This is a genomic window from Streptomyces sp. DSM 118878 (assembly GCF_052936595.1).
Window position 1 is genome coordinate 3,140,541 of record NZ_CP193622.1, and the last position, 25,783, is coordinate 3,166,323.

Annotated in this window: 18 protein-coding genes; 6 read left to right on the plus strand and 12 right to left on the minus strand. The window is 71.8% G+C overall.

From position 1 onward, the window contains the following. Nucleotides 1-141 precede the first annotated feature (141 nt). Together dnaJ and hrcA are read right to left on the minus strand one after the other, a co-directional pair. Complete coding sequence (gene dnaJ, locus ACRAKF_RS13835; RefSeq protein ID WP_447037361.1) at nt 142-1,278, minus strand: molecular chaperone DnaJ; 1,137 nt, start codon at nt 1,276-1,278, stop codon at nt 142-144. Then, on the minus strand, nt 1,279-2,295 hold the full coding sequence (hrcA, locus tag ACRAKF_RS13840) for a heat-inducible transcriptional repressor HrcA (protein ID WP_447037363.1): 1,017 nt from the start codon (nt 2,293-2,295) through the stop codon (nt 1,279-1,281). Between the two features lie 166 nt (nt 2,296-2,461). Here hrcA and ACRAKF_RS13845 point away from each other — a divergent pair, with 166 nt between their 5' ends. Both ACRAKF_RS13845 and ACRAKF_RS13850 read left to right on the plus strand, forming a co-directional pair. Then, nucleotides 2,462-3,205, plus strand: a complete 744-nt coding sequence (locus ACRAKF_RS13845) for an MBL fold metallo-hydrolase (RefSeq protein WP_447037364.1) — start codon at nt 2,462-2,464, stop codon at nt 3,203-3,205. A gap of 35 nt (nt 3,206-3,240) precedes the next feature. Beyond that, entirely contained in the window at nt 3,241-4,068 is an 828-nt protein-coding gene (locus tag ACRAKF_RS13850; protein WP_447037365.1) for a DUF3097 domain-containing protein, read from the plus strand. A gap of 18 nt (nt 4,069-4,086) precedes the next feature. Here ACRAKF_RS13850 and hemW read toward each other — a convergent pair whose 3' ends face one another. Then, the gene (hemW, locus tag ACRAKF_RS13855; protein ID WP_447037366.1) at nt 4,087-5,319 is read right to left on the minus strand and encodes a radical SAM family heme chaperone HemW; all 1,233 of its coding nucleotides are present in this window, start codon (nt 5,317-5,319) and stop codon (nt 4,087-4,089) included. 28 nt (nt 5,320-5,347) lie between these two features. Next, entirely contained in the window at nt 5,348-7,264 is a 1,917-nt protein-coding gene (locus tag ACRAKF_RS13860; protein WP_447037367.1) for a SpoIIE family protein phosphatase, read from the minus strand. A gap of 255 nt (nt 7,265-7,519) precedes the next feature. Here ACRAKF_RS13860 and ACRAKF_RS13865 point away from each other — a divergent pair, with 255 nt between their 5' ends. Both ACRAKF_RS13865 and ACRAKF_RS13870 read left to right on the plus strand, forming a co-directional pair. Continuing rightward, nucleotides 7,520-11,614 (plus strand): HAMP domain-containing protein, encoded by a 4,095-nt coding sequence (locus tag ACRAKF_RS13865; RefSeq protein ID WP_447041972.1) that lies wholly within the window; start codon nt 7,520-7,522, stop codon nt 11,612-11,614. A 12-nt stretch (nt 11,615-11,626) separates the two neighbouring features. Continuing rightward, the gene (locus ACRAKF_RS13870; RefSeq protein ID WP_447037368.1) at nt 11,627-12,211 is read left to right on the plus strand and encodes a response regulator; all 585 of its coding nucleotides are present in this window, start codon (nt 11,627-11,629) and stop codon (nt 12,209-12,211) included. 49 nt (nt 12,212-12,260) lie between these two features. On the opposite strand, the gene ACRAKF_RS13875 is transcribed toward ACRAKF_RS13870, so the two are convergent. Continuing rightward, the gene (locus tag ACRAKF_RS13875) at nt 12,261-14,150 is read right to left on the minus strand and encodes an AMP-dependent synthetase/ligase (RefSeq protein ID WP_447037369.1); all 1,890 of its coding nucleotides are present in this window, start codon (nt 14,148-14,150) and stop codon (nt 12,261-12,263) included. 274 nt (nt 14,151-14,424) lie between these two features. Then, on the minus strand, nt 14,425-16,296 hold the full coding sequence (gene lepA / locus ACRAKF_RS13880; protein ID WP_447037370.1) for a translation elongation factor 4: 1,872 nt from the start codon (nt 16,294-16,296) through the stop codon (nt 14,425-14,427). Nucleotides 16,297-16,641: 345 nt separating this feature from the next. On the opposite strand from lepA, the gene rpsT reads away from it, so the two are divergent. Continuing rightward, on the plus strand, nt 16,642-16,908 hold the full coding sequence (rpsT, locus tag ACRAKF_RS13885; RefSeq protein ID WP_447037371.1) for a 30S ribosomal protein S20: 267 nt from the start codon (nt 16,642-16,644) through the stop codon (nt 16,906-16,908). A gap of 473 nt (nt 16,909-17,381) precedes the next feature. Here rpsT and holA read toward each other — a convergent pair whose 3' ends face one another. Then, entirely contained in the window at nt 17,382-18,368 is a 987-nt protein-coding gene (gene holA, locus ACRAKF_RS13890; protein ID WP_447037372.1) for a DNA polymerase III subunit delta, read from the minus strand. Nucleotides 18,369-18,485: 117 nt separating this feature from the next. On the opposite strand from holA, the gene ACRAKF_RS13895 reads away from it, so the two are divergent. Further along, complete coding sequence (locus ACRAKF_RS13895) at nt 18,486-18,731, plus strand: hypothetical protein (RefSeq protein ID WP_447037373.1); 246 nt, start codon at nt 18,486-18,488, stop codon at nt 18,729-18,731. A gap of 97 nt (nt 18,732-18,828) precedes the next feature. On the opposite strand, the gene ACRAKF_RS13900 is transcribed toward ACRAKF_RS13895, so the two are convergent. The 5 genes from ACRAKF_RS13900 to ACRAKF_RS13920 form a co-directional block, all read right to left on the minus strand. After that, nucleotides 18,829-19,722, minus strand: a complete 894-nt coding sequence (locus tag ACRAKF_RS13900; RefSeq protein WP_447037374.1) for a YceI family protein — start codon at nt 19,720-19,722, stop codon at nt 18,829-18,831. Nucleotides 19,723-20,000: 278 nt separating this feature from the next. Beyond that, on the minus strand, nt 20,001-22,691 hold the full coding sequence (locus tag ACRAKF_RS13905; protein ID WP_447037376.1) for a ComEC/Rec2 family competence protein: 2,691 nt from the start codon (nt 22,689-22,691) through the stop codon (nt 20,001-20,003). Then, nucleotides 22,688-23,863 carry a helix-hairpin-helix domain-containing protein gene (locus ACRAKF_RS13910; RefSeq protein WP_447037377.1) on the minus strand — a complete coding sequence of 392 codons (1,176 nt, stop codon included), beginning with the start codon at nt 23,861-23,863 and terminating at the stop codon, nt 22,688-22,690. Before ACRAKF_RS13910 ends, ACRAKF_RS13905 begins: the two co-directional genes overlap by 4 nt. 121 nt (nt 23,864-23,984) lie before the next feature. Then, a complete protein-coding gene (locus ACRAKF_RS13915) occupies nt 23,985-24,830 on the minus strand; it encodes a DegV family protein (RefSeq protein ID WP_447037379.1) in 846 nt (281 codons plus the stop codon). 88 nt (nt 24,831-24,918) lie between these two features. Further along, nucleotides 24,919-25,662: a hypothetical protein gene (locus tag ACRAKF_RS13920; RefSeq protein WP_447037380.1), complete on the minus strand. Its 744-nt coding sequence runs from the start codon at nt 25,660-25,662 to the stop codon at nt 24,919-24,921. Between the last annotated feature and the right edge of the window lie 121 nt (nt 25,663-25,783).

The following is a 25,783-nucleotide window of genomic DNA, read 5'->3' on the forward strand; positions in this document are numbered from 1 at the left end:
CCCACTTCCCCCCACCCACCCGTTTACCTCGGGGTAACGGGCGGGTCGGTGGGAGACCTGCCGCGAAGCGGCAAAGGAGGGAAAAGCCGCGGGGCCCCGAGGTCGTCACCTCGGGGCCCCGCCATCGCACCGCTGAAGGCGCTACCGCCCGTTGAACGCGTCCTTGAGCCGGGAGAACAGACCCTGCTGCCCCGGCTGGAACTGCCCCGTGGGCCGCTCCTCGCCGCGCAGTTGCGCCAGCTCCCGCAGCACCCGCTCCTGCTCGGCGTCGAGCTTCGTCGGCGTGAGGACCTCGACGTGCACGATGAGGTCGCCACGGCCGCCGCCCCGCAGATGCGTGATGCCGCGCCCGTGCAGCGGGACGGACTGCCCCGACTGCGTGCCGGGCCGGATGTCGATCTCCTCAAGACCGTCGAGCGTCTCCAGCGGCACCTGCGTGCCGAGCGACGCCGCCGTCATCGGGATCGTCACCGTGCAGTGCAGATCGTCGCCGCGCCGCTGGAAGACGGCGTGCGGCAGCTCGTGGATCTCGACGTAGAGGTCACCGGCGGGACCGCCGCCGGGCCCGACCTCGCCCTCGCCCGCGAGCTGGATCCGGGTGCCGTTGTCGACACCGGCCGGGATCTTGACGGTCAGCGTCCGCCGCGAGCGGATCCGCCCGTCGCCCGCGCACTCGGGGCACGGCGTCGGCACGACCGTGCCGAAGCCCTGACACTGCGGGCAGGGCCGCGAGGTCATGACCTGGCCGAGGAAGGACCGCGTGACCTGCGACACCTCGCCGCGACCGCGGCACATGTCACACGTCTGGGCGGAGGTCCCCGGCGCGGCGCCCTCACCGCTACAGGTCGTACAGACGACCGCGGTGTCGACCTGGATGTCCTTGGTGGTGCCGAAGGCCGCCTCGTCGAGGTCGATCTCCAGCCGGATCATGGCGTCCTGGCCGCGGCGCGTGCGCGACCGCGGGCCACGCTGCGACGCCGTACCGAAGAACGCGTCCATGATGTCGGAGAAGTTGCCGAAGCCACCGGCTCCGAAGCCACCTGCTCCGCCGCCGCCCGCCTGGGACAGCGGGTCGCCGCCGAGGTCGTAGACCTGCTTCTTCTGCGGGTCCGACAACACCTCGTAGGCGGCGTTGATCTCCTTGAAGCGCTCCTGAGTCTTCGGGTCCGGATTCACGTCCGGGTGAAGCTCACGCGCCAGCCTCCGGAAGGCCTTCTTGATCTCGTCCTGGGAAGCGTCGCGGCGCACGCCGAGTACGGCGTAGTAGTCCGTGGCCACTTACGACTCCGCCAGGATCTGTCCGACGTAACGTGCCACTGCGCGTACTGCTCCCATCGTTCCCGGATAGTCCATGCGGGTCGGTCCGACCACGCCTAGTTTCGCGACTGCCTCGCTGCCCGAACCGTAGCCGACCGAGACCACGGACGTGGAGCTGAGCCCCTCATGGGCGTTCTCATGACCGATCCGTACGGCCATGCCCGAATCCTGCACCTCACCAAGCAACTTGAGGAGCACGACCTGCTCCTCAAGGGCTTCGAGAACGGGCCGGATGGTGAGGGGAAAGTCATGTCCGAAGCGGGTGAGATTGGCGGTGCCGCCGATCATCAGCCGTTCTTCGGTCTCCTCGACGAGCGTTTCGAGGAGGGTGGAGAGGACCGTCGCGACGGTGCCGCGATCCTCGGCCTCGAAGGCCTCGGGAAGGTCCTGCACCAACTGCGGCACGTCCGCGAAGCGGCGCCCCGCGACCTTGCTGTTCAACCGTGCCCGCAGGTCGGCCAGCGAGGTCTCACCGAAGGGCACCGGGCAGTCGATCATCCGCTGCTCGACCCGGCCCGTGTCGGTGATCAGTACGAGCATCAAGCGCGCCGGAGCGAGCGAGAGCAACTCCACGTGCCGCACCGTCGACCGCGTGAGCGAGGGGTACTGCACGACGGCCACCTGCCGCGTGAGCTGCGCGAGCAGCCGCACCGTACGCCCCACCACGTCGTCGAGGTCGACGGCGCCGTCGAGGAAGTTCTGGATGGCCCGCCGCTCGGGCGCGGTCATCGGCTTGACGCCCGCGAGTCTGTCGACGAAAAGGCGGTAGCCCTTGTCGGTCGGGATACGCCCCGCGCTGGTGTGGGGCTGGGCGATGAACCCTTCTTCCTCCAGCGCCGCCATGTCGTTGCGGACAGTGGCCGGCGAGACCCCGAGACTGTGCCGCTCGGTGAGCGCCTTGGAGCCCACGGGCTCCTCTGTCCCGACATAGTCGTGGACGATGGCGCGCAGCACCTCGAGCCTGCGTTCACTCAGCATCGCGCACACCTCCAGCCGTCATCCGTCGCCGTGATCCCCGCCTGGCACTCAACGCGGGTGAGTGCCAGCCTGTCAAAGAGCCAGTGTACGGCGGTCGGGTACGGGCCCGGCAAGGCCGGACCCCTCTCACTCTGCCGAGGCCTTCCCCAGCGGTTAGCGTCACCGTATGGACGTGGAGCCGGCATGGGAAGCGGCGGGCTGGGAACGGCTCGCCCCGCGCGTGGGACGGGTGCGCCTGCCCGGCTGGGACTGCACGGCGGGACTCGTCGTCGGTGCCGGGGCGGCCCTCATGGTCGAGGCGGGGTCGAGCCTGGCGGAGGGCGCGGCGCTGCGGACGCGGGCCCGGGATCTCATGGGCGGCGGGCGCAGAGTGACGCATCTCGCGCTCACCCACCCCCATTTCGATCACGTCTTCGGGGCGGCGGCCTTCGCGGGGGTACAGGTGTACGCCGCCGTAGGCGCCGACACGGTCCTCGACGCGGGCCGCGAGGAGCTGCGGGCGGACGCGGTGCGGCACGGCCTCGGCGCGGACGCGGCGGCGGAGGCGGCCGATCTCCTGCGCGCACCGGGGCATCTGGTGTGCGGGGAGTGGACGCTGGACCTCGGCGGCGGGGCCGAGGTCCTCCTCGCGAACGTCGGCCCCGGTCACACGGCGCACGACCTGGCGGTCCTGGTGAAGAGCCCCGGCGACGGTCCGGAGGTCGTCTTCTGCGGCGATCTCGTCGAGGAGTCGGGCGACCCGCAGGCGGGTCCTGACGCGGTGCCCCGGCGGTGGCCCGCGGCGCTGGACCGCCTCCTCGAACTCGGCGGGGAGGACGCGCTGTACGTGCCGGGGCACGGCGCGGTGGTGGATGCGGCTTTTGTCCGTGCGCAACGCGCCACACTGGCGGCTCGCTTCGGCGTGTCGTGAGCGCCGCCGCCGCCACTCTTCCTATCGTCGGCACAATGCGCCAGTACTCCGCCGACCTCACGCCCCCCTGGAAGAAGCCGAAGGCCGTGCCCGAGGTGGCGGCCGACGCCGGTCTCGTGGTCGAGGAGCCGGTCACCGGGTTCTGCGGGGCGGTGATCCGCTGCGAGAAGACGGCGCAGGGGCCGACGGTGACGCTGGAGGACCGCTTCGGCAAGCACCGCGTGTTCCCGATGGAGCCGAGCGGCTTCCTCCTGGAGGGCCGGCCGGTGACGCTCGTCCGCCCGGCCGCGACGGCGCCCGCTCCGGTACGTCCGTCCCGTACGGCATCCGGCTCGGTGGCCGTCCCGCGGGCGCGCGCCAGGGTCGCTCGCGCGGGGCGCATCTACGTGGAGGGCCGCCACGACGCGGAGCTCGTGGAGCGGGTGTGGGGCGAGGACCTGCGGGTCGAGGGCGTCGTCGTCGAGTACCTGGAGGGCATCGACGACCTGCCTCGCATCGTCGCGGAGTTCTCCCCGGGCCCCGACGCGCGCCTCGGCGTCCTGGTGGACCACCTGGTCCCCGGCTCCAAGGAGTCCCGCATCGCGGCGGAGGTCGGCACCGCGCACGCCCTGGTGGTCGGCCACCCCTACATCGACGTCTGGGAGGCGGTGAAGCCCTCCTCGGTGGGCATCGAGGCGTGGCCGCGGGTGCCGAGGGGCCAGGACTGGAAACTGGGCGTCTGCGAGGCCCTGCGCTGGCCCCCGAACACGGGCGCGGCCTGGCAGCGCATCCTCTCCTCGGTCCACAGCTACCGGGACCTGGAGCCGGAACTCCTGGGCCGGGTGGAAGAACTGATCGACTTCGTGACGGCGCCCGGCCCCTAGCACCCGCGACAGATGCCCCTAGTCCACCAGGTCCCGTACGACGGCGTCCGCCAGCAAGCGTCCCCGCAGGGTCAGGACCGCGCGGCCGGCCGCGTAGGGCTCGGGAGCCAGCAGGCCGTCGGAGAGGGCCTTCCGTGCGGCCGCCAGGCCCGCCTCCCGGAGGAGGGAGAGCGGGCAGCCGTCCTGGAGGCGGAGCTCCAGGAGGATGCGTTCGACCCTGCGGTCCTCGGCGGAGAGGACCTCGCGCCCGGCCCCGGGCGACCGTCCCTCCGCCAGAGCCGCCGCGTACGCGCCGGGGTGCTTCACGTTCCACCACCGCACGCCCCCGACGTGGCTGTGCGCGCCGGGCCCGGCCCCCCACCAGTCGGCCCCCCGCCAGTACAGCTCGTTGTGCAGGCACCGGCCCGCCGGTGTCGTCGCCCAGTTGGAGACCTCGTACCACTCGAAGCCCGCGGCCCCGAGCACCTCGTCGGCGATGAGGTACCGGTCCGCGTGGGCGTCGTCGTCGGTCATCGGCACCTCCCCGCGGCGGATGCGCCGCGCGAGCTGCGTGCCCTCCTCGACGATCAGCGCGTAGGCACTGATGTGGTCGGGCCCGGCCCCGAGCGCCGCGTCGAGCGTGGCCCGCCAGTCGGCGTCGGACTCGCCCGGCGTGCCGTAGATCAGGTCGAGGTTGACGTGGTCGAACCCGGCCGCCCGCGCCTCGGCCACGCACGCCTCGGGCCGCCCGGGCGTATGCGTGCGGTCGAGCACCTTCAGCACGTGCTGCCTGGCGCTCTGCATGCCGAAGGAGACGCGGTTGAAGCCACCGGCCCGCAGCTCGGCGAGGTACGCCGCGTCCACCGACTCCGGGTTCGCCTCGGTCGTGACCTCCGCGTCGTCCGCGAGCCCGAACTCCTCCCGTACGGCGGCCAGCATCCGTACGAGATCGCCCGCGGCGAGGAGCGTCGGCGTACCGCCGCCGACGAAGACGGTCCGCACGGGCCGCGGGTCGTCGCCGAGGACCTTGCGGGCGAGCCGTACCTCGTCGACCAGGGTCTCGGCGTAGTTGTCGCGCGAGGCGAGCACGCCACCGGAGCCGCGCAGCTCCGTCGCGGTGTAGGTGTTGAAGTCGCAGTAGCCGCAGCGCGTGGCGCAGTACGGGACGTGCAGGTAGAAGCCGAGCGGGCGGGAGGCCGCGCCGTCCAGGGCGGACGCGGGCAGCGCGCCGTCCTCGGGCATGGGCTCACCATCGGGCAGTGCGGAAGGCATGTACCCGATTGTCCCGCACTACGCGCCTTCACCGCGCCTGGAGCACCAGCACCGCCAGATCGTCGTCCGGCGGCCGGTCGGAGAACTCGTGCACGAGCCGCCGGATCCGCTCCGCCACGAGCTCCGCGTCGAGCCCGGCACAGTCGGCGAGGGCCAGCGCGAGGCCGTCGCCGTCGTCGAACTGGAGCCGCCCCGAGCGCCGCTCGGTCACGCCGTCCGTGACGCACAGGAGCGTGTCGCCGGTCCGCAGCTCGAAGGACTCGCTCGTGTACGTCTCGTCGTCGAAGACCCCGAGCAGCATCTGCGGGTTCGCCGCCACCCGCACCTTCCCCTCGGGGCCGAGCAGCAGCGGCAGCGGGTGTCCCGCGCACGCGATGGTGCAGCGGACCCCTCCCTCGTACGGCACGAGCTCTCCGTAGAGCAGGGAGAGGAAGCGCGCGGTGGAGCCGTCGGCGGGCACTCCCTGGCCGCCCGCGACGGCGACGACCGCGGCCGCCGCGTCGGACGCCTCGGTGGCGTCGTCGAGGAGGAGCTGGTTGAGGCGGTCGAGGACCTCGGCGACCGCGTACCCCTCGCGGGAGAGCAGCCGCAGCCAGGGGCGGGCCAGGCCGATGACGACGGCGGCCTCGGGCCCCTTGCCCTGGACGTCGCCGAGCGCGAAGCACCAGCGCCCCTCGCCGGCCTGGAAGAGGTCGTAGAAGTCGCCGCCGGGCCCGCCCTTGTCCCGCGGTTCGTACACCACGCCGCTCGCCACGCCGGGGATCTGCGCGACCTTGTCGGGCAGCAGTCCGCGCTGGAGCACCTGGCTGATGTTGGCCTGGCGCTGGTACCGCCGGGCCGTGCTGATCGCGAGGGCGACCCGGCGGCTGAAGTCCTCGACGAGGCCGGTGACCTCGTCGGGGAAGCGGTCCAGGCCCGCACGGCCGATCACCAGCGTGCCGAGGGCGCGCCCGCCCGCGGTGAGCCGGTACGCGAGCGCGGCACCGGAGGTGTCGTCCGGCAGGGCGGCGGCCGGCCAGTGGACGGGGTGGGCGCCGGAGCCCGCGGCGGCGGCCAGGTGGGGCGGGTCCTTCTCCAGGACGCGGCGGAGCTCCTCCATGCGGCTCTCGCTGGTGTGCCAGACGCGGGCGAGCCGCGTCGCGGAGCCGTCGGCAGCGGTGTGGGCCGGGCCCTCGGAGGCGACGTCGAGCCAGACCGCGCACCAGTCCGCGAGCCGCGGCACGAGGAGCTGGCCCGCCAGGGCGGCCACCAGGTCCTCGTCGAACTGCCCCGCGAGGAGGTCGGACGCCTCGGCGAGGAAGCTCAGCGCGCCGCGGTTGACCCACTCCGCGCCGTGCGAGGTCCGCTTGGGCAGCGGCGCGAGGATCTCGACGGCGCGCAGACCGCGCTGGAGCGCCTGGTCGTTCGCGTACGCCTCGATTCCCTTGACGGCCACGACGCCGTGGACGGGCAGCCTGGCCCAGACGCTCTTGGTGCCCCTGCGGTAGGTGATGCCCCAGGACTCGGCGAGGCTGGCGACGAGCTGGAGGCCGCGGCCGTACTCGGGGATGCCGGCCGAGACCGGGCCCTGGTCGCCGCGGACGGCGCGGGCGGGGTGGTGGTCGGACACCTCGATGACGAGGGTCTCGCCCTCCTCCCCCGCCTCGGCCTCCTCGAGACGGCACAGCAGTTCGACGTCGGTGCCCGCGTGGACGACGGCGTTGGTCGCCAGTTCGCTGACGATGAGCACCGCGTCGTCGGCCAGCCTGCCGTCGATGCCGGCCGCCGCGGGCACGCCGAGCTCGGCCCAGTCGGCGAGGGCGCCACGCACGAATCTTCGCGCGGCCGCCGGTGCCAGCGGGTTTCCGGGCAGCGACGTCCGCGCCACCGCCGACGACCCGGGATGGTCCGGGTCCTTGGCGGAGGCACGGAACGCGGTCTCCCGTTGCGGCGAGATGGACCCCACGGTGCGGCTCCTGAGCAGTTCGGGCGAATACGCCTCAGGCGACACCGACAGAGTGACAGACTGGTCGCGCCCATAAGCACCGAGTCACCGAAGTGGGCCGCTATGAGTGAGAACAGTGCTATCCCTGCGCGTGGATCGACGCGTGGATCCAACCGCGTTCCCGCCCCGGCGCACCCCTCGGTGCCGGTGGACGGCGACGCTCCCGCGAGCCCCGTCACCGTGACCCCGGCCGAACTGCGCCCGCTTCTCGCCGCCATGCGTGCCGCGCGGGACGGGGACTTCACCAAGGTGGTACCGGTCGGCGAGGGGCTGACCGCCGAGCTGTACACGCTCTTCAACGAGATGCTGGACCGCTCGCTCCACTTCGACGGGGAACTCGTCCGGGTGCGCAGGGAGATCATCCGGCACGGCCGTCTCGACGAGCGGTTCACCCCGAGCCCGGGCCAGGGCAGATGGGCGGCCCGGGTCCAGGAGGTCAACACCCTCCTCGACTCCCTGGTCGCCCCGGCCGCGAACGCCACCCGGGTGCTCAACGCGGTGGCGGGCGGCGACCTCACCCAGCGCGTCGACCTGCACGACGGCAGCCGCGAGCTGCGGGGCGACCTGCGCCGGCTGGGCCGCGCGGTCAACACGATGGTCGACCAGCTCTCCCTCTTCACCGGCGAGGTCACGCGCGTGGCCCGCGAGGTGGGCACCGAGGGGCGGCTCGGCGGACGCGCCAAGGTGCGTGGCCTCTCCGGGAGCTGGCGCGATGTGACCGAGGCGGTCAACACCATGGCGGCGCGGCTCACCGCGCAGGTGCGGGACATCGCCCTGGTCACGACGGCGGTGGCACAGGGCGACCTGACGCGCACGGTGACGGTCGAGGCGACGGGCGAGCTGCTCGAACTGAAGCTGACCGTGAACACGATGGTGGAGCAGCTCTCCGCCTTCGCCGCCGAGGTGACCCGCGTGGCCCGCGAGGTCGGCACGGAGGGGCAGCTCGGCGGCCGTGCGCAGGCGCGGGGCGTGTCCGGCGTGTGGAAGGACCTCACCGACAACGTCAACTTCATGGCGTCGAACCTCACCTCCCAGGTCCGCAACATCGCCCAGGTGACCACCGCCGTCGCCAACGGCGACCTGAGCCAGAAGATCACCGTCGACGCCCGGGGCGAGATCCTGGAGCTGAAGTCGACGGTGAACACGATGGTGGACCAGCTCTCCGCCTTCGCCGACGAGGTGACGCGTGTGGCCCGCGAGGTCGGCACCGAGGGCAACCTCGGCGGGCGGGCCCAGGTGCGGGGCGTGTCCGGCGTATGGAAGGACCTCACCGACAACGTCAACTTCATGGCGGACAACCTCACCTCCCAGGTCCGCAACATCGCGCTCGTCTCGACGGCCGTCGCCCAGGGCGACCTCGGCAAGAAGATCACCGTCGAGGCCAAGGGCGAGATCCTGGAGCTGAAGTCGACGATCAACACGATGGTCGACCAGCTCTCCGCCTTCGCCGACGAGGTCACGCGCGTGGCCCGCGAGGTCGGCACCGAGGGCAACCTCGGCGGGCAGGCCCAGGTGCGGGGCGTGTCCGGCGTATGGAAGGACCTCACCGACAACGTCAACTTCATGGCGTCGAACCTCACCTCCCAGGTCCGCAACATCGCCCAGGTGACCACCGCCGTCGCCAACGGCGACCTCTCCAAGATGATCACCGTCACCGCGCGCGGCGAGATCCTGGAGCTGAAGGACACCGTCAACACGATGGTGGAGCAGTTGCGCGCCTTCGCCGACGAGGTCACCCGCGTCGCCCGCGAGGTCGGCACGGACGGCCGTCTCGGGGGCCGCGCGCAGGTCCTCGGCGTCTCGGGCGTGTGGAAGGACCTCACCGACAACGTCAACTACATGGCGGACAACCTCACGGGCCAGGTCCGCAACATCGCCCAGGTCGCGACCGCCGTCGCCCAGGGCGACCTCTCCAAGAAGATCGACGTGGATGCGCGCGGCGAGATCCTGGAGCTGAAGACCACCATCAACACCATGGTGGACACGCTCTCCTCCTTCTCCTCGGAGGTCACCCGCGTCGCCCGCGAGGTCGGCTCCGAGGGGCAGCTCGGCGGCCAGGCCCGCGTCGAGGGCGTCTACGGCACGTGGAAGCGCCTGACGACGAACGTGAACGAGCTGGCGCTGAACCTCACCACCCAGGTCCGCGCCATCGCCGAGGTCGCCTCCGCCGTGGCCCAGGGCGACATGACCCGCGCCATCACCGTGGAGACGCGGGGCGAGGTCTCGGAGCTCAAGGACAACATCAACCTCATGGTCTCCAACCTCCGCGAGACCACCCGCGCCAAGGACTGGCTGGAGTCCAACCTCGCCCGCCTCGCGGGCCTGATGCAGGGCCACCGCGACCTGATGGAGGTCGCCGACCTGATCCTGCGCGAGCTGACCCCGCTGGTGAACGCGCAGTACGGCGCGTTCTTCCTGGCCGATCCGGACGCCGCGGAGAGCCCGGCGCCCACCCAGGTCACGGCGAAGGGCCTCGCCTTCATCGCGGGCTACGGCGCGGCGCAGGGCTCGGTCGTCGACACCGGCGGGATGCCCGCCCAGGGCCTGGTGCGGCAGGCGGCCCTGGAGAAGAAGCGCATCCTGGTCGAGGAGGTGCCGCCCGAGTACATCAAGATCCATTCCGGGCTCGGCGACGCCGCCCCCGCCACCGTGGTGATCATCCCGATCCTCTTCGAGGACAAGCTCCTCGGCGTGATCGAGCTGGCCACGTTCTCCCGGTTCTCCGACGTCCACCTGGCCTTCTTCGACCAGTTCGTGAACACCATCGGCGTCGCGATCAACACCATCATCGCCAACTCACGTACGGAATCGCTGCTCGGCGAGTCCCAGCGGCTGGCCACCCAGCTCCAGGAGCGCTCGGACGAACTCCAGCGCCAGCAGGCCGAACTGCGCCGCTCCAACGCCGAGCTGGAGGAGAAGGCGGCCCTGCTCGCCACGAGCTCGCAGTACAAGTCGGAGTTCCTGGCGAACATGTCGCACGAGCTGCGCACCCCGCTCAACTCCCTGCTCATCCTGGCCAGGCTGCTCTCCGACAACCCCGACAACCACCTCTCCGACCAGGAGGTGCAGTTCGCCACGACCATCCACCGCTCGGGCTCGGACCTCCTCCAGCTCATCAACGACATCCTCGACCTGTCGAAGATCGAGGCGGGCCGGATGGACGTACGCCCCAAGAAGCTGCCGCTGATCAAGGTCCTCGACTACGTCCACGCGACGTTCCGCCCGCTCACCCTCGACCGGGGCCTGGCCTTCGACGTGTCGGTCGGCGAGGACGTGCCGCGCGAGATGTTCTCCGACGAGCAGCGCCTCCAGCAGATCCTGCGCAACCTCCTGTCGAACGCGGTGAAGTTCACCTCGGCCGGCCGCATCGAGCTGCGGGTCAGCCGCGTCAAGGAGACCGCGCGCGACCGCCTGGCCCACGACCACGACGACCTGCTCTGCTTCGCGGTCAAGGACACCGGCATCGGCATCCCGTCCGAGCAGCTACCGGTGATCTTCGAGGCGTTCCAGCAGGCCGACGGCACCACCAACCGCAAGTACGGCGGCACCGGCCTCGGCCTCTCCATCAGCCGCGAGATCGCGGGCCTGCTCGGCGGCCGGATCACCGCCGAGAGCCGCCCGGGCCAGGGCTCGGTCTTCTCGCTGTACGTGCCCGTGGTGCACCCCGGCCACGGCGCCGCCGCCCTGGCGTACGCGGCGGCCCACACCCAGCACCTGCCCGAACCGCTGGAACACGCGGCCCTGCGGCCGCACACCGCCCTCGAACCCGACGACAGCTGGCCCACCCCCACGAAACTGGAGGAGTGGAAGGAAGGGCGTGCCGGTCGGATACTGCCGGGCCGCAGGGTGCTGATCGTCGACGACGACATCCGCAACGTCTTCGCGCTGACCCACGTGCTCAGCCGCGTCGGCATGCCCGTCCTGTACGCGGAGAACGGCCGCGAGGGCATCGAGACCCTGGAGCGCAATCCCGACGTCGACATCGTCCTGATGGACATCATGATGCCGGAGATGGACGGCTACGAAACCATGGCGGCCATCCGCCGCAGCCCCCGCTGGCGGGGGCTGCCGATCGTCGCGCTGACCGCCAAGGCCATGCCGGGCGACCGCGAGAAGGCGATCGCCGAGGGCGCCACCGACTACGTACCCAAACCCGTGGATGTGGACCAGCTCCTCGGTGTCGTCTGCGCCCTCCTGGACCAGGAGGGCACGGCCACCGGGCAGGAGCCCGCTTCCCCCGACCCGGCATCCGTCGCAGCGGAACAGCCGAGCACCCCTGAAGAGAGCGCTGCTCCGCCGGCAACCGATTGAGGCACCATGACCATGAGCGCAGATTCCATGACCGACCACCGCGCGAGCATCCTCCTGGTCGATGACATGGAGGACAACCTGATGGCACTCGAAGCAGTCCTGGGGTCCTTGAACGAACCGCTGGTGCGTGCCCGTTCGGGAGAGGAGGCGATGAAGGCGATCCTGAGGCAACGGTTCGCCGTGATCCTCCTGGACGTCCGGATGCCCGGCATGGACGGCTTCGAGACCGCGACCAACATCAAGCGCCTCGACCAGACCAAGGACGTGCCCATCATCTTCCTGACGGGCACCGACAACGACGCGGGCTACGCCTTCCGCGGGTATGCCACGGGCGCCGCCGACTACCTCACCAAGCCCTTCGACCCGTGGGTGCTGCGCGCCAAGGTCACCGTCTTCCTGGAACTGCACCGCAAGAACCGCCAGCTGGAGCGGATACTCGCTCGTGAGCAGCGCCAGTTCGACGAGCTGGCCGCGCGCCTCTCGGCGATCGAGAGCCACATGGCGGCGAGCGGCCTCAGGGACGTCCTGGAGCTGCGCCGCCATGTGACCCATATGGAGGAACTGGTGCAGGAGATGCGCCGCGGACGGGGCGTCTGAGACGGACCGCCCCGTGCGCGTCCCCCTGCCGGGGTGATGACACCGGCTCTCAGGCCTCGCGTGAGCCCGCGTACATCTCGTCGATCAGGTGCTTGTACTCCCGCTCGACGACCGGGCGCTTCAGCTTCAGGCTCGGCGTGAGCTCGCCGTGCTCGACGTCGAGGTCGCGCGGGAGGAGACGGAACTGCTTGATCGTCTGCCAGCGCTGGAGGCCTTCGTTGAGCTGCCTCACATAGCCGTCGACGAGCCTGACGGCGGCGGGCGAGGCGCAGACCTCGGCGTAGGACCTGCCCTCCTGGCCGTTCTCCTTGGCCCACTGGAGGATCGCGGGCTCGTCGAGGGAGATCAGCGCGGTGCAGAAGTTCCGGTCGGCGCCGTGCACCAGGATGTTGGAGACGTACGGGCACACGGCCTTGAACTGGCCCTCGACCTCGGCGGGCGCGATGTACTTGCCGCCGGAGGTCTTGATCAGGTCCTTCTTGCGGTCGGTGATCCGCAGATAGCCGTCGACGGACAGCTCGCCGATGTCCCCGGTGTGGAACCAGCCGTCGGACTCCAGGACCTCGGCGGTCTTGTCGGGCAGCTTGTGGTAGCCCTCCATGATGCCGGGGCCGCGCAGCAGGATCTCGCCGTCGTCCGCGATCCGCACCTCGGTGCCGGGCAACGGCTTGCCGACCGTTCCGGTGCGGTACGCCTCGCCGGGGTTCACGAAGGACGCCGCGGAGGACTCGGTCAGGCCGTAGCCCTCCAGGATGTGGATGCCGGCGCCCGCGAAGAAGTACCCGATCTCCGGGGCGAGCGCGGCGGAACCGGAGATGGCGGCGCGCAGCCGTCCGCCGAAGGCCTCGCGCAGCTTGGAGTAGACCAGCGCGTCGGCGGCCTTGTGCTTGGCGCGCAGCCCGAAGGGCACGGAGGCGGTGCCGGTCCTGCGGAAGTTGTCCTGGCTGACCTTCGCGTACTCGCGGGCGACCTCGGCGGCCCACAGGAAGATCTTGTACTTGGCCCCGCCGCCGGCCCGGGCCTTGGCCGCGACGCCGTTGTAGACCTTCTCGAAGATGCGGGGCACGGCGGCCATGTAGGTGGGCTGTACCACCGGCAGATTCTCGATGATCTTGTCCACCCGGCCGTCGACGGCGGTGACGTGCCCGAGCTCGATCTGCCCGGAGGTCAGCACCTTGCCGAAGACGTGGGCGAGCGGCAGCCACAGGTACTGCACGTCGTCCGGGCCGAGCAGCCCGGTCGAGGCGATGGCCTTCGCCATGTACGACCAGTTGTCGTGCGGCAGGCGCACGCCCTTGGGGCGGCCCGTGGTGCCGGAGGTGTAGATCAGTGTGGCGAGCTGGTCGGAGGTGATCGCCGCGATCCGGTCCTTGACGAGCGCGGGGTTCTTCTCCAGGTGGGCGGCGCCCCTGGTCTCCAGCTCGGCGAGGGTGAGTACCCAGCCGTCGGGGTCGCCCTCGGCGGCCGAGACGCCCTCGGCGTCGATGACCACGACGTGCCGCAGCTCGGGCAACTCGGCCCGCTTCTCGCGCGCCTTGGCGAGCTGGGCGGCGTCCTCGGCGATCAGCACCCGGCTCTCGGAGTCGGCCACGATGTACGCGGACTCCTCCGCGTTGGTCTGCGGGTAGACGGTCGTGGTGGCCGCGCCCGCGCACATGACGCCGAGGTCGGCGAGGATCCACTCGACCCGCGTGGAGGAGGCGAGGGCGACGCGGTCCTCGGGGCGCAGGCCGAGCTCGATGAGGCCCGCGGCGATGGCGTGGACCCGCTCGGCGGCCTGTGCCCAGCTGAGCGCCTTCCAGTCGTCGGGGCCCTCGCCGGTGGCCGTGGGCACCGGGTAGCGATAGGCCTCGGCGTCGGGCGTGGCCGCCACGCGCTCCAGGAACAGATGCGCCACGGAGGGCGGACGGTTCTCGATCAAGGTCTGTGTGTCGCTCACGACATCCTCCGGGCCCACGTCAGTGCGGCGAACTGGCTGGTTGGCTGCTTCTTACGTCCCTGCCGGCTACTTGTTTAACTTGCGAGTAACCTACGAGTGGTGATCAGAGTAGAGCGCCGACGCCCGGTGCGTAAGGGGCATCTGCCTGTCACTTCGTACAGACACTTCGTACAGACACTCAAACGGAACGAGCAGGCCCGCGGCAACATGCCGCGGGCCCGGTGCACCTACGCACCGGGCCCGCGCGGCAGCGGCTCGACCGCGGCCGGGATGACTACTTCTTGCCCTTGCCGGGGCCGCTCTCGTCGCTGGAGAGCACGGCGATGAAGGCTTCCTGCGGCACCTCGACGGAGCCGACCATCTTCATGCGCTTCTTGCCCTCCTTCTGCTTCTCCAGGAGCTTGCGCTTACGGGAGATGTCACCGCCGTAGCACTTGGCGAGGACGTCCTTGCGGATCGCGCGGATCGTCTCGCGCGCGATGACGCGCGAACCGATCGCCGCCTGCACGGGGATCTCGAAGGCCTGCCGCGGGATGAGCTCGCGCAGCTTGGCGACGAGCCGCACGCCGTACGCGTACGCCGCGTCCTTGTGCGTGACGGCGGAGAAGGCGTCGACCTTGTCGCCGTGGAGCAGGATGTCGACCTTGACGAGCTGCGCGGACTGCTCGCCGGTGGGCTCGTAGTCCAGCGAGGCGTAACCGCGCGTCTTCGACTTGAGCTGGTCGAAGAAGTCGAAGACGATCTCGGCGAGCGGCAGCGTGTAGCGGATCTCGACGCGGTCCTCGGAGAGGTAGTCCATGCCGAGCATGACGCCGCGCCGGTTCTGGCACAGCTCCATGATCGAACCGATGAACTCGCTCGGGGCGAGGATCGTGGCGCGCACGACGGGCTCATGCACCTCGTCGATCTTGCCCTCGGGGAACTCGCTCGGGTTGGTGACCGTGTGCTCGGTGCCGTCCTCCATGGTCACGCGGTAGACCACGTTGGGGGCGGTGGCGATCAGGTCGAGCCCGAACTCGCGTTCGAGGCGCTCGCGGATCACGTCGAGGTGAAGGAGACCCAGGAAGCCCACGCGGAAACCGAAGCCGAGCGCGGCCGACGTCTCCGGCTCGTACACGAGCGCGGCGTCGTTGAGCTGGAGCTTGTCCAGGGCCTCGCGCAGGTCCGGGTACTCCGAGCCGTCCAGCGGATACAGCCCCGAGAACACCATCGGCTTGGGGTCCTTGTAGCCGCCCAGCGCCTCGGTCGCGCCCTTGTGCAGGGAGGTGATCGTGTCACCGACCTTGGACTGACGGACGTCCTTCACGCCGGTGATGATGTAGCCCACCTCGCCGACGCCGATGCCGTCGGCCGGGGTCATCTCGGGCGAGGAGACACCGATCTCAAGCAGCTCGTGCGTGGCACCGGTGGACATCATCCGGATGCGCTCGCGCTTGTTGAGCTGACCGTCGACGACTCGTACGTACGTCACGACGCCGCGGTAGGAGTCATAGACCGAGTCGAAGATCATCGCGCGCGCCGGGGCGTCCTTGACGCCGACCGGCGCCGGGATCTCGGCGACGACCTTGTCCAGCAGCGCCTCGACGCCCATGCCGGTCTTCGCGGAGACCTTCAGGACGTCCTCGGGGTCGCAGCCGATGAGGTTGGCGAGCTCCTCGGAGAACTTCTCCGGCTGGGCGGCCGGCAGGTCGATCTTGTTCAGTACGGGGATGATCTTGAGGTCGTTCTCCATCGCCAGGTAGAGGTTGGCGAGAGTCTGCGCCTCGATGCCCTGGGCCGCGTCGACCAGGAGGACCGTGCCCTCGCAGGCCGCGAGCGAACGCGAGACTTCGTACGTGAAGTCCACGTGGCCCGGGGTGTCGATCATGTTGAGGACGTGGGTGCTGCCCTGGTCCGGGCCCTCGCTCGGGGCCCAGGGCAGACGCACCGCCTGGGACTTGATCGTGATGCCGCGCTCGCGCTCGATGTCCATACGGTCGAGGTACTGAGCACGCATCTGCCGCTGCTCCACCACCCCGGTGAGCTGGAGCATGCGGTCGGCGAGCGTGGACTTGCCGTGGTCGATGTGCGCGATGATGCAGAAATTGCGGATCAGAGCCGGGTCGGTACGGCTCGGCTCGGGCACATTCTTAGGGGTCGCGGGCACGCAGGGTCCTGTCTCTTGAGGCGCCGGTCGCCTCGGGTCGGATCTATACGTAGCTTCCATCGTCCCATGGGCGGGACGCGGGCCGGGCGCTTGGTGGGGCGGGGGCGGTATGGGGGGGCTCAGCGCTGCTTGGGGGGCGGCGGCTCGGCGGCGGCGGTCGATGCTGGGCTGCTCGGCGGGGCTGGGGCTGGGGCTGCGCCCGGTTTGGGCCGGTCGGAGGACGACTGGTACCGTGGACAGCTGTGTCTCGTAGCCCTATCGAGCATCGAGATCGAGCATCGAGGCACGTGTCATAACACTCATCTGCAGTACCTCTGCAGTACCTGAACCTGAGAAGGCTCTTTCGTGGCGAACATCAAGTCCCAGATCAAGCGGATCAAGACCAACGAGAAGGCGCGTCAGCGCAACAAGGCGGTCAAGTCTTCTCTGAAGACCTCGATCCGCAAGGCCCGCGAGGCCGTTGCCGCCGGTGACACCCAGAAGGCCGCCGAGCTCACGCGTGAGGCCACGCGTCAGCTGGACAAGGCTGTCTCCAAGGGCGTCATCCACAAGAACCAGGCCGCCAACAAGAAGTCGGCGCTTGCGACGAAGGCCGCGTCCCTCAAGGGCTGAAGCCTCTGCGAGTACCGCGGGCCCTCGCTTCGAGCGGCTGACAGCGGCCTCACTTGATTTGACGCCGGCACGGGAACCAGCGGGCCCCTCTCTTCCGCTCCCGTCCGGCACCCCGGATCCGTACACGATCTGCGTTCGCCACGCGGGTACGGGTCCACTCAGCGTTTCAACGAAAACCCCGCTCCGCCGCCCTTCCCCAGGTCGGCGGGGCGGGGTTTTCGGCGTTGGGGGGTACGGGCGGCGGGGGGCTCCGCCGCGGGGGGGGGCGGCTGGGGCGTGGCCGGGCCCGCGGTCGGCCGTCGCTTACGGGCGGCTGCGACCGTTGGGCGGGGCGGCCCCGCGGTCGCGATCGCGGAGGCGGCGCGGCGCGGGGGTGTCGCCGGGCCCGAGGCCCAGGGGAGGCCGCCGGGGCCGTGGGGCCGGGGGAGGTCAGGTGGGCCCGAGGTTTGGGGAAGGCCAGGTGGGCCAGGGGGTCAGGTGCGGCGGGATCTGGCGGCGCGGGCGACGGCCACCACGGCCTTCTCCAGTGCGTACTCCGCGTCGTCGCCGCCGCCCTTGACCCCCGCGTCGGCCGCGGCGATCGCGGTGATCGCGGCGGCTACGCCATCCGGGGTCCAGCCGCGCATCTGCTGCCGCACCCGGTCGATCTTCCAGGGCGGCATACCCAGCTCGCGGGCCAGATCGGCGGGCCGCCCGCCCCGCGCGGAGGAGAGCTTGCCGATGGCCCGCACGCCCTGCGCGAGCGCGCTCGTGATCAGGACGGGGGCGACCCCGGTCGACAGCGACCAGCGCAACGCCTCGAGCGCCTCCGCGGCCCGCCCCTCCACGGCCCGGTCCGCCACCGTGAAGCTCGACGCCTCCGCCCGGCCGGTGTAGTACCGCCCGACGACCGCCTCGTCGATCGTGCCCTCGACGTCCGCCACGAGCTGCGAGACCGCCGAGGCGAGCTCCCGCAGATCGCTGCCGATCGTGTCGACCAGGGCCTGGCACGCCTCGGGCGTCGCCGAACGCCCCGTCGTACGGAACTCCGAACGCACGAACGCCAGCCGGTCCGCGGGCTTCGTCATCTTCGGGCAGGCGACCTCCCGCGCTCCCGCCTTGCGGGCCGCGTCGAGCAGCGCCTTGCCCTTGGCGCCGCCCGCGTGCAGCAGCACCAGGGTGATCTCCTCGACGGGCGCCCCCAGATACCCCTTCACGTCCTTCACCGTGTCGGCCGACAGATCCTGCGCGTTCCGCACGACGACGACCTTGCGCTCGGCGAAGAGCGAGGGGCTGGTGAGCTCGGCGAGCGTGCCGGGCTGCACCTGGTCGGAGGTGAGGTCGCGCACGTCCGTGTCCGCGTCGGCGGCACGGGCGGCCGCCACCACCTGCTGCACGGCACGGTCGAGAAGCAGGTCCTCCTGCCCCACGGCGAGCGTGAGGGGAGCGAGCGGATCGTCGTTAGCTGTCTTCCTGGCCATCGCGGTCAAGCATCCCACGCGGCACTGACAGGCGGCACCGACAGTCCGTCCCGTACGACGGCCTTCCCGGCCGGGAGCCCGTGCCGGGCCGCGCGGCCCGTAGCGGAGAATGGGGGCGTGAGCGACGTACGACATGTCCTGGTGCTGCCCGACCGCGATGCCGCGGAGGAGGTGGCCGAAGAGCTTCCCGACCGCTTCGGCGTCGCCGAGGAACCCCAGCTGGTACGCGACGCCCTGGCCGGCGAGGACGACGCCGAGGACGCCCAGTGGCTGGTCGTGGTCGAAGACCCCGAGTCCCGCCTCGACCGCGCGGCGCTCGACGAACTGGCCGCCGAACACGAGGGCTGGCTGGAGGTTCCGTAGGTCTGGAGGCCCGGTAGGCCCGGTAGGCCCGTAGGCCTGGCGGTCTCGCGCGGCGGCCCGGGGGCGACCTCAGGCCGCCGCGTGTACCTCCGCCGCGTCAGCTCTTGGGGACGACCTGGATGTCGAGGTCGATCGTGATGCTGTGCCCGACGGCCGCGATACCGCGCGCGAGCATCGTCTGCCAGGTGATCGTGAAGTCGTCGCGGTGCAGCTCGGTGCTGGCTCGGCAGGCCACGCGGGTCTCCCCCTCCAGCCCCTGCCCGACCCCGAGGTACTCGGCGTCCAGCGTCACCGTCCGCGTCACGCCGTGCAGCGTCAGCCCACCGGATATCGCCCAGCGGCTGCCGCCCTTGTGCACGAAGCGGTCGCTGTAGAACTCCATCGTCGGGAAGCGCGCCACGTCCAGGAAGTCCCCCGAACGCAGATGGTCGTCGCGCATCTTGACCGCGGTGTCGATGGACGCCGCGTCGATGACGACGTGCATCGCGGAGTCCTCTATGCGCTCGCCCAACCGAATCGCCCCCGCGAAACTGTTGAACCGCCCGTGGATCCGGGCCAGTCCGATGTGCCGCGCGGAGAACCCGACCGAGGAGTGCTGCGGGTCGATCTCCCAGTCGCCGGGCTCGGGAAGCGCCGGGGGCTGGGCGACCTGGAGCATGACGTCACCCAGCGAGGCGTGCGCGTCCTCTCCCACCGTGGCGCTCGCCCGGTACGGAGTGAACCCCTCCGCCGCCACCGCGAGGCGGTACTCCCCCGCCGGCACGGTCGTGATGAACGACCCGAAGGGGTCCGTCCCCCCGCTCACCACCTTGCGGCCCACGGCATCGCTGACCACGAACTCCGCGTTCCGAACGGGCTCGTTCACGGCATCGAGCACTCGGCAGCTGAGCAACCCCGCACTCGGCGGAACCGTGAACGCCGACAGGACCCCTGTCCGTCCCACCCGATTCGTACGGTTCCCCAACCGGCTCCCCAGCCAACGGCTGAACACCTACGACACACCCCCGCGTTCCCTTGACAACACCTGAAACCCGCCAACTACAACGAAGGGCATTCGATCACCGTTGCGGCTTTCGGTGCAACACGGACCTACATCGCGCCAAATGCCGACGATGCGCTGTAGCGCCACTACTGAACCGCTTTGGCCCCTACACTTCCGCCTCCGGCGCAGGTCAGGATGGTGTTCCCGCCGGTAGCCCCACCGGAGAGAGCGACCGCCCGGGACGATGGCCACTCAGCCCTGCGCCGACCACCCACTCCGGCGTCCCGCTAGGGCGGCCGTGTGGCGACCTCCAGCCGTGGCGCCGATCTCCGCCCCGCAGCCAGCACCGCGATCGCACCCCGCTTGTCCGTGCGCAACACCTCCGCGCCCTCCGCCCTCAGCGCCGCCACGGTGACCGGTGCCGGGTGTCCATACGTGTTGTCCGCGCCGCAAGAGACCAGGGCCAGCCGGGGCGCCGCCCTGCGCAGTAGCTCCGCGTCCTGGTTGGCCGAGCCGTGGTGGGCGACCTTCAGGACGTCCACGGACGTGAGTGACGCGGCTTGCGGGCTTCGCAGCAACGCCCGCTGGGCGGGGGGTTCGAGGTCACCGAGCAGCAGCAGTCTCAGCCCGGCGGTCCGCACGAGCAGGGTGACACTCGCGTCGTTCGGCCCCTCGGGCCGCACCCGTGGCTCGGCCTGCGGCCAGAGCACCCGCCATTCCAAGGCGCCCGCCCGCCGCTGCTCCCCTGCCGCGGCCCGGGTCACCGGCACCCCCTTCGCAGCCGCCTGCCTCCGGACGAACTCCGCCTGATCCGAGGGCTCCTGCAACCCCGTTGTCTGGATCGCCCCCACCTCACGCCCCCGCAACACCCCCGGCAGCCCGGCCACATGGTCGGCGTGAAAATGCGTCAGGAGCACGAGGGGCACACGGGTGATCCCGAGGGAGCGCAGACAGCGGTCCGCCGCCACCGGATCCGGCCCCGCGTCGACCACCACCCCGGCGCCCTCGCCCGCCGCGAGCACCATGGCGTCGCCCTGGCCCACGTCGCACATCACCATGCGCCAGCCCTGCGGCGGCCAGCCCGCGATCACCCGGGTGAGGGGCGGCGGCTGAACGATGACCAGCAGGAGCAGCAGCACGCAGGCCGCCGCGAGCCACGGGTGCCGTGCGAGCCTGCGCCCGGCCAGGACGACCGCCACCGTGGCGAGCGCCAACAGGAGCCCGCCGCGCCAGCCGCCCGGCCAGTCGACGCCGCTGCCGGGCAGTGCCGCGCCCGTGCGGGCGATCTCCGCGATCCACCCGGTGGGCCAACTGGCGCCCCACGCGAGCACCTCCGCGACCGGCATCGCCACCGGCGCCACCGCGAGCGCGGCGAAACCGAGCACGGTGGCGGGTGCGACGGCGAACTCCGCCAGGAGATTGCACGGCACCGCGACCAGACTCACCCGGGCGGCGAGAACGGCCACCACCGGCGCGCACACCGCCTGCGCCGCGGCAGCCGCGGCCAGCGCCTCCGCCGGCCGCTGCGGCACCCCACGCTTCCGCAGCGCGGCTGCCCAGCGGGGCGCGAGGGTGAGCAGGGCGCCGGTGGCCAGGACGGAGAGCAGGAAGCCATAGCTCCGGGCCAGCCAGGGGTCCCACAGGACGAGCAGCAGCGCCGCGGCGGCCAGCGCCGGGATCAGCGATCTGCGCCGCCCGGTGGCGATGGCGAGCAGCGCGATCAGCCCGCAGGCCGCGGCGCGCAGCACGCTCGGGTCCGGTCGGCAGACGATGACGAAGCCGAGGGTCAGCATCCCGCCCAGTAACGCCGTGGTCCGCAACGGAATGCCCAGCTTCGGCGCGAGCCCCCGCCGCTCGGCCCGCTGCGCCATGCCCGGTGGTCCGATGAGCAGCGCGAGGACGATCGTCAGGTTCGCCCCGCTGACGGCCAGCAGGTGGGTCAGATCCGTCGCCCTGAACGCGTGCTCCAACTCGGCGGGCACCCGCGAGGTGTCCCCGATCACGAGCCCCGGCAGCAGCGCCCGGGCGTCGGCCGGCAGTCCGCCCGTGGCCTCCCGCAGCCCCGCCCGCAGTTCACCGGCGAACCGCTGTGCCCCGGAGGGCGGCCCGATCACGTGCGGCGCCCGCTGCCCCGACACCCGCAGCACCGCCGCGGCCCTCCCGCCCTGCGGCAACGGCGGCGCCAGACGCCCTTGCACCCGCAGCCGCGTCGACGGCAGCAGAGCGAGCCAGGGACTGCTGCCGGGACCCCGGGCTTCGGACTCCCGCGCGTCGCCTCTCCGCGCGTCGCTCCCCCGTGCCTCCGAGGACGAGCTCACCGTTCTGTCCGCGCCCCCGCCCGGAACCGCCTCCGCGGCCCTTCGCGTGCCCCCCTCCTCAGTCCCTCCTTCCGTCCTCACGATGACCAGCACCGGCGCCCGTGTCACCGACGCCGAGCCGTCAGCCTTCGTGAGGCGCAGGACCTCGGCGTCGAGCACCACGGCGGGCGGCATCGCGTGCGCACTCGCCGTGCGGGGCCTGGTGCGACGGGGGTCGGACGTGACCTGTAGCTCCGCCTCCACCTCCGCGTACTCCCTCGCGGAGGCGGGCACCGGTCCACGACGCAGGTCCGCCCCGTGCAGCGCCGCGGAGCCTGCCGAAGCGGCGGTGCACAGCAGCACGGCCGCCACCGTCAGCCGTCCCCGGAGAGGGCGCCGCCCCGGTGGTCTCCCGCGATCCGGTGCGGCGTGCGACGGCCCCCGCGCCGTCCGCGCCACCATCAGGGCTCCGGCCACCACCACGCAGGCCACGACCGTCGTGAGAGCCCATCGGGGCGAGGCGTCCAGCATCAGCGCTGCCGTCGCCCACGCCGCCAGCGCGGGCGGCACGAGCCGGAGGTCGACCGGTCCCTCCTGCCGGGGATGCGAGGCGCCCAGGGCGTTGCCCGACGAGAGGTGGACCGCCTCGCGCGCCGTCCCGGCCCCGGTGCCCGGCGTCATGGCCGTACGAGATCCTGGAGATCGGCGAACCGCCGGTCGCCGATGCCGTTGACCTCGCGGAGCTCTTCGACGGAGCGGAAACCGCCGTGCTCGGTGCGATAGTCGATGATGTGCTGAGCCAGGACCGGTCCGACGCCCGGCAGTTCGTCGAGCTGCGCGGCGCTCGCCGTGTTCAGCGCGACCGGGCCCGCGGCAGCCGCCGGCCCGCCGGCTCCGGCAGCCCCGGCGCCACCCGCACCGCTCCCACCCGGAGCAGTCCCGCCCGCACCGGCCTGGCCCGGAGCGGCCGGCACCGCAGGGGCGCCGACGACCACCTGCTCGCCGTCCAGCAGGACCCGCGCACGGTTGAGCCCACCGAGGTCGGCACCGGGCCGGACCCCACCGGCGGCCCGCAGCGCGTCGGCCACCCGGGAGCCGGCGGGCAGCCGGCGCACCCCTGGATGACGCACCTTTCCGCTGACGTCCACGACGACCCGGCCGCCCTGCGCACCGGCCGCCGCGACACCGCCCCCCGCAGTCGCGCTGCCCCCTTTCGGCGCCGCCCCCGGCGAAGGAACCGGTTCCGCCCCCTGCTCACGGGTGTCGCCCGCCGCACGCACCACGTCAGGCGGCCGCACCGACTGCGTACGCCCCGCCCAGAAGTGCTGCGCCGCGAAGACCGCGGCGACGGCAAGGACCACGACGAGCGCGACGACGCCTCGGCGCTCCAGGCCGCACCGCGACTGGAGCCACACCGGCAGCCGCTCCCGCACGGCGAGCCCCGCCCGCTCCCGCCGCGAGGACCGCCGCGCCACCGCCTGCCCATCGGCGTCAGGCTCCTGCTCGGCATCCCCTTCCGGCGCACTTCTCACCTCGGGCCATGCGGCAGGCACGGCCTTCCACGCCCGCTGGGGCCCGGGCGCACGCGGCGGCGCATGCGCCTCATCGGCGGCCGCCACGTCCGGCCGCGTCGAGGCGGGCGGCGGCTGTGGCTCGGGGAAGAGGTTCTCCGCGCGCAACCGCACGGCGTCCACGGTGACTCGCCTGCGGCGGGCCCTGCCTCGGGCGTGCCGGCTCTGCGCACGACCGTCGGATGTCGGACCGCGGCCGGGGCCGCTCGTCGCGGAGGGCGCCCGAGGCGCTCGGGCCGCGGAGGTCACGTGGGGTGTCCGGGAAGGAGATCGAAGAGTCATACCGACGACGTTAGGCACCACCGCCCGTTCGCGATGATCTTGGGCAAAACCCGTGGATCACCGGCCCGTTGTGGATAACTCCGTCACCCTCACGAGGGAATTCCGCCGTACCGAGCCCCACCTATCGAGGCGAGACCACGGCCCCCAGCAACCCCGGACCCGTATGCGCCCCGATCACCGCGCCCACCTCGCTGACGTGGAGCTCCGCCAGGCCGGGCACCCGCTCGCGGAGGCGGTCCGCGAGCGTCGCCGCGCGGTCCGGCGCGGACAGATGATGGACCGCGATGTCGACACGACCGGCTCCCGCACGCTCCACGACGATCTCTTCGAGGCGGGCGATCGCCTTCGACGCCGTCCTGACCTTCTCCAGCATGTCGATGCGGCCGTCGTCCAGCTTCAGCAGCGGCTTCACGGCCAGCGCCGAGCCGAAGAGCGCCTGCGCCGCGCCGATGCGGCCGCCCCTGCGCAGATAGTCGAGGGTGTCGACGTAGAAGTAGGCGGAGGTGCCCGCGGCGCGCTTCTCGGCCGCTGCCACCGCCTCCTCGGCCGAGTCTCCCGCTTCCGCGGCCTCCGCGGCCGAGAGGGCACAGAAGCCGAGGGCCATCGCGACCATCCCGGTGTCCACGACCCGCACCGGGACCGGCGCGTCCTTCGCCGCGAGGACCGCGGCGTCGTACGTACCGGAAAACTCGGCGGACAGATGGAGCGAGACGATGGCCGTGGCGCCCGCCTCGGCGACCTTCCGGTACGTCTCCGCGAAGACCTCCGGGCTGGGCCGGGACGTCGTCACCGGCTTCCGCTTCTGCAAGGCCTGGGCGAGGGACCGGGCGGAGATCTCGGTGCCCTCCTCAAGCGCCCGGCTGCCGAGGACCACCGTCAGGGGCACCGCGGTGATGCCGTGCCGGTCCATCGTCCGCTGCGGCAGATAGGCCGTTGAATCCGTGACGATCGCGACATGGCGGGACATGAGCTGGAGGTTACCCGTCTGACCGGCGGGACGGCAGTCCGGCCCCCGCTCACCCTGCCCCGGGGCGACGTGCTGTGTCACGGGCGGCTCAGGTCGTGGTCTCAGGCTTGGTCTTCTTCTCCCACGGATAGGTGACCGGCGGCTTGGGCGGGGTGATCGCGGGCCGCTGCGGCTCTTGAGTCTCCTCCCGCGCGGAGGCGGGGGACGGCTCGGACCAGGCCTGCTCGGAGGCCTTGCCGGGCGCCGCCGGTTCCGGCCACGCCGCAGGCGCCTGCTCCGGCGCGGGCTCCGTCGTCCAGTGGCGCAGGGCGCCCGTCTCCAAGTCGATCTGGGTGCTCAGCGCGTCCAGGTCGTCGTTGGCGAACCGGCTGGCGCGGTCTCGCGCCACCCACCGCAGTGAGTCCGCAGCCTTGGTGATCTGCTCGGTGCGCTCCCGCAGCTCGGGGAGGCGCGCGGCGAGGGCCGCCTTGTCCGGGTCCCGCTCCAGGCGCCGCAGCTCCTCGTCCAGCTCGTGCCCATGGGCGCTGAGCCGGTCGAAGAGTCCGAGGGACTCCTTCAGCGAATTGTCCTCGACCGCGCCCGCGCGCAGCACGTCCTGTGTGGCCCGCATCGACGTGCGCAACGACAGGCGCAGCTGTGCCAGTTGGGCGGCGCTGCCGACCTGCGCGAAGCTCCTCGCCCGCAGCGTGGTGTCCTCCACGGTGCGGCGGGCCTCCGCGATGGTGCGGTCGACTCCCCGCTTGGTCGCCTTGACGACCTTCACCGTCGCGTAGACCCCCACCACCAGGAACAGCACGACGAGCAGCGCCACGATTGCGCCCACGGCTTCCATGACGCCCCTCTCCGATTCGCGTCCGCTCCTGCGACCGTCCTCCCACCGTAAACGGAGAAGGCAGGCCAGAGGTTCCAGCGGAACCCCCAACCTGCCCGTAGGGGATGACCCCCATGCCGCC

Coding starts and splice junctions, on each gene's coding strand:
- ACRAKF_RS13910 (WP_447037377.1), bottom strand. CDS start 23,863: ATGACTCTTCGATCTCCTTCCCGGACACCCCACGTGACCTCCGCGGCC.
- ACRAKF_RS13865 (WP_447041972.1), top strand. CDS start 7,520: ATGCGTGCCGCGCGGGACGGGGACTTCACCAAGGTGGTACCGGTCGGC.
- ACRAKF_RS13870 (WP_447037368.1), top strand. CDS start 11,627: ATGAGCGCAGATTCCATGACCGACCACCGCGCGAGCATCCTCCTGGTC.
- ACRAKF_RS13850 (WP_447037365.1), top strand. CDS start 3,241: ATGCGCCAGTACTCCGCCGACCTCACGCCCCCCTGGAAGAAGCCGAAG.
- ACRAKF_RS13920 (WP_447037380.1), bottom strand. CDS start 25,662: ATGGAAGCCGTGGGCGCAATCGTGGCGCTGCTCGTCGTGCTGTTCCTG.
- ACRAKF_RS13905 (WP_447037376.1), bottom strand. CDS start 22,691: ATGACGCCGGGCACCGGGGCCGGGACGGCGCGCGAGGCGGTCCACCTC.
- ACRAKF_RS13915 (WP_447037379.1), bottom strand. CDS start 24,830: ATGTCCCGCCATGTCGCGATCGTCACGGATTCAACGGCCTATCTGCCG.
- ACRAKF_RS13845 (WP_447037364.1), top strand. CDS start 2,462: ATGGACGTGGAGCCGGCATGGGAAGCGGCGGGCTGGGAACGGCTCGCC.
- hrcA (WP_447037363.1), bottom strand. CDS start 2,295: ATGCTGAGTGAACGCAGGCTCGAGGTGCTGCGCGCCATCGTCCACGAC.
- holA (WP_447037372.1), bottom strand. CDS start 18,368: ATGGCCAGGAAGACAGCTAACGACGATCCGCTCGCTCCCCTCACGCTC.
- hemW (WP_447037366.1), bottom strand. CDS start 5,319: ATGCCTTCCGCACTGCCCGATGGTGAGCCCATGCCCGAGGACGGCGCG.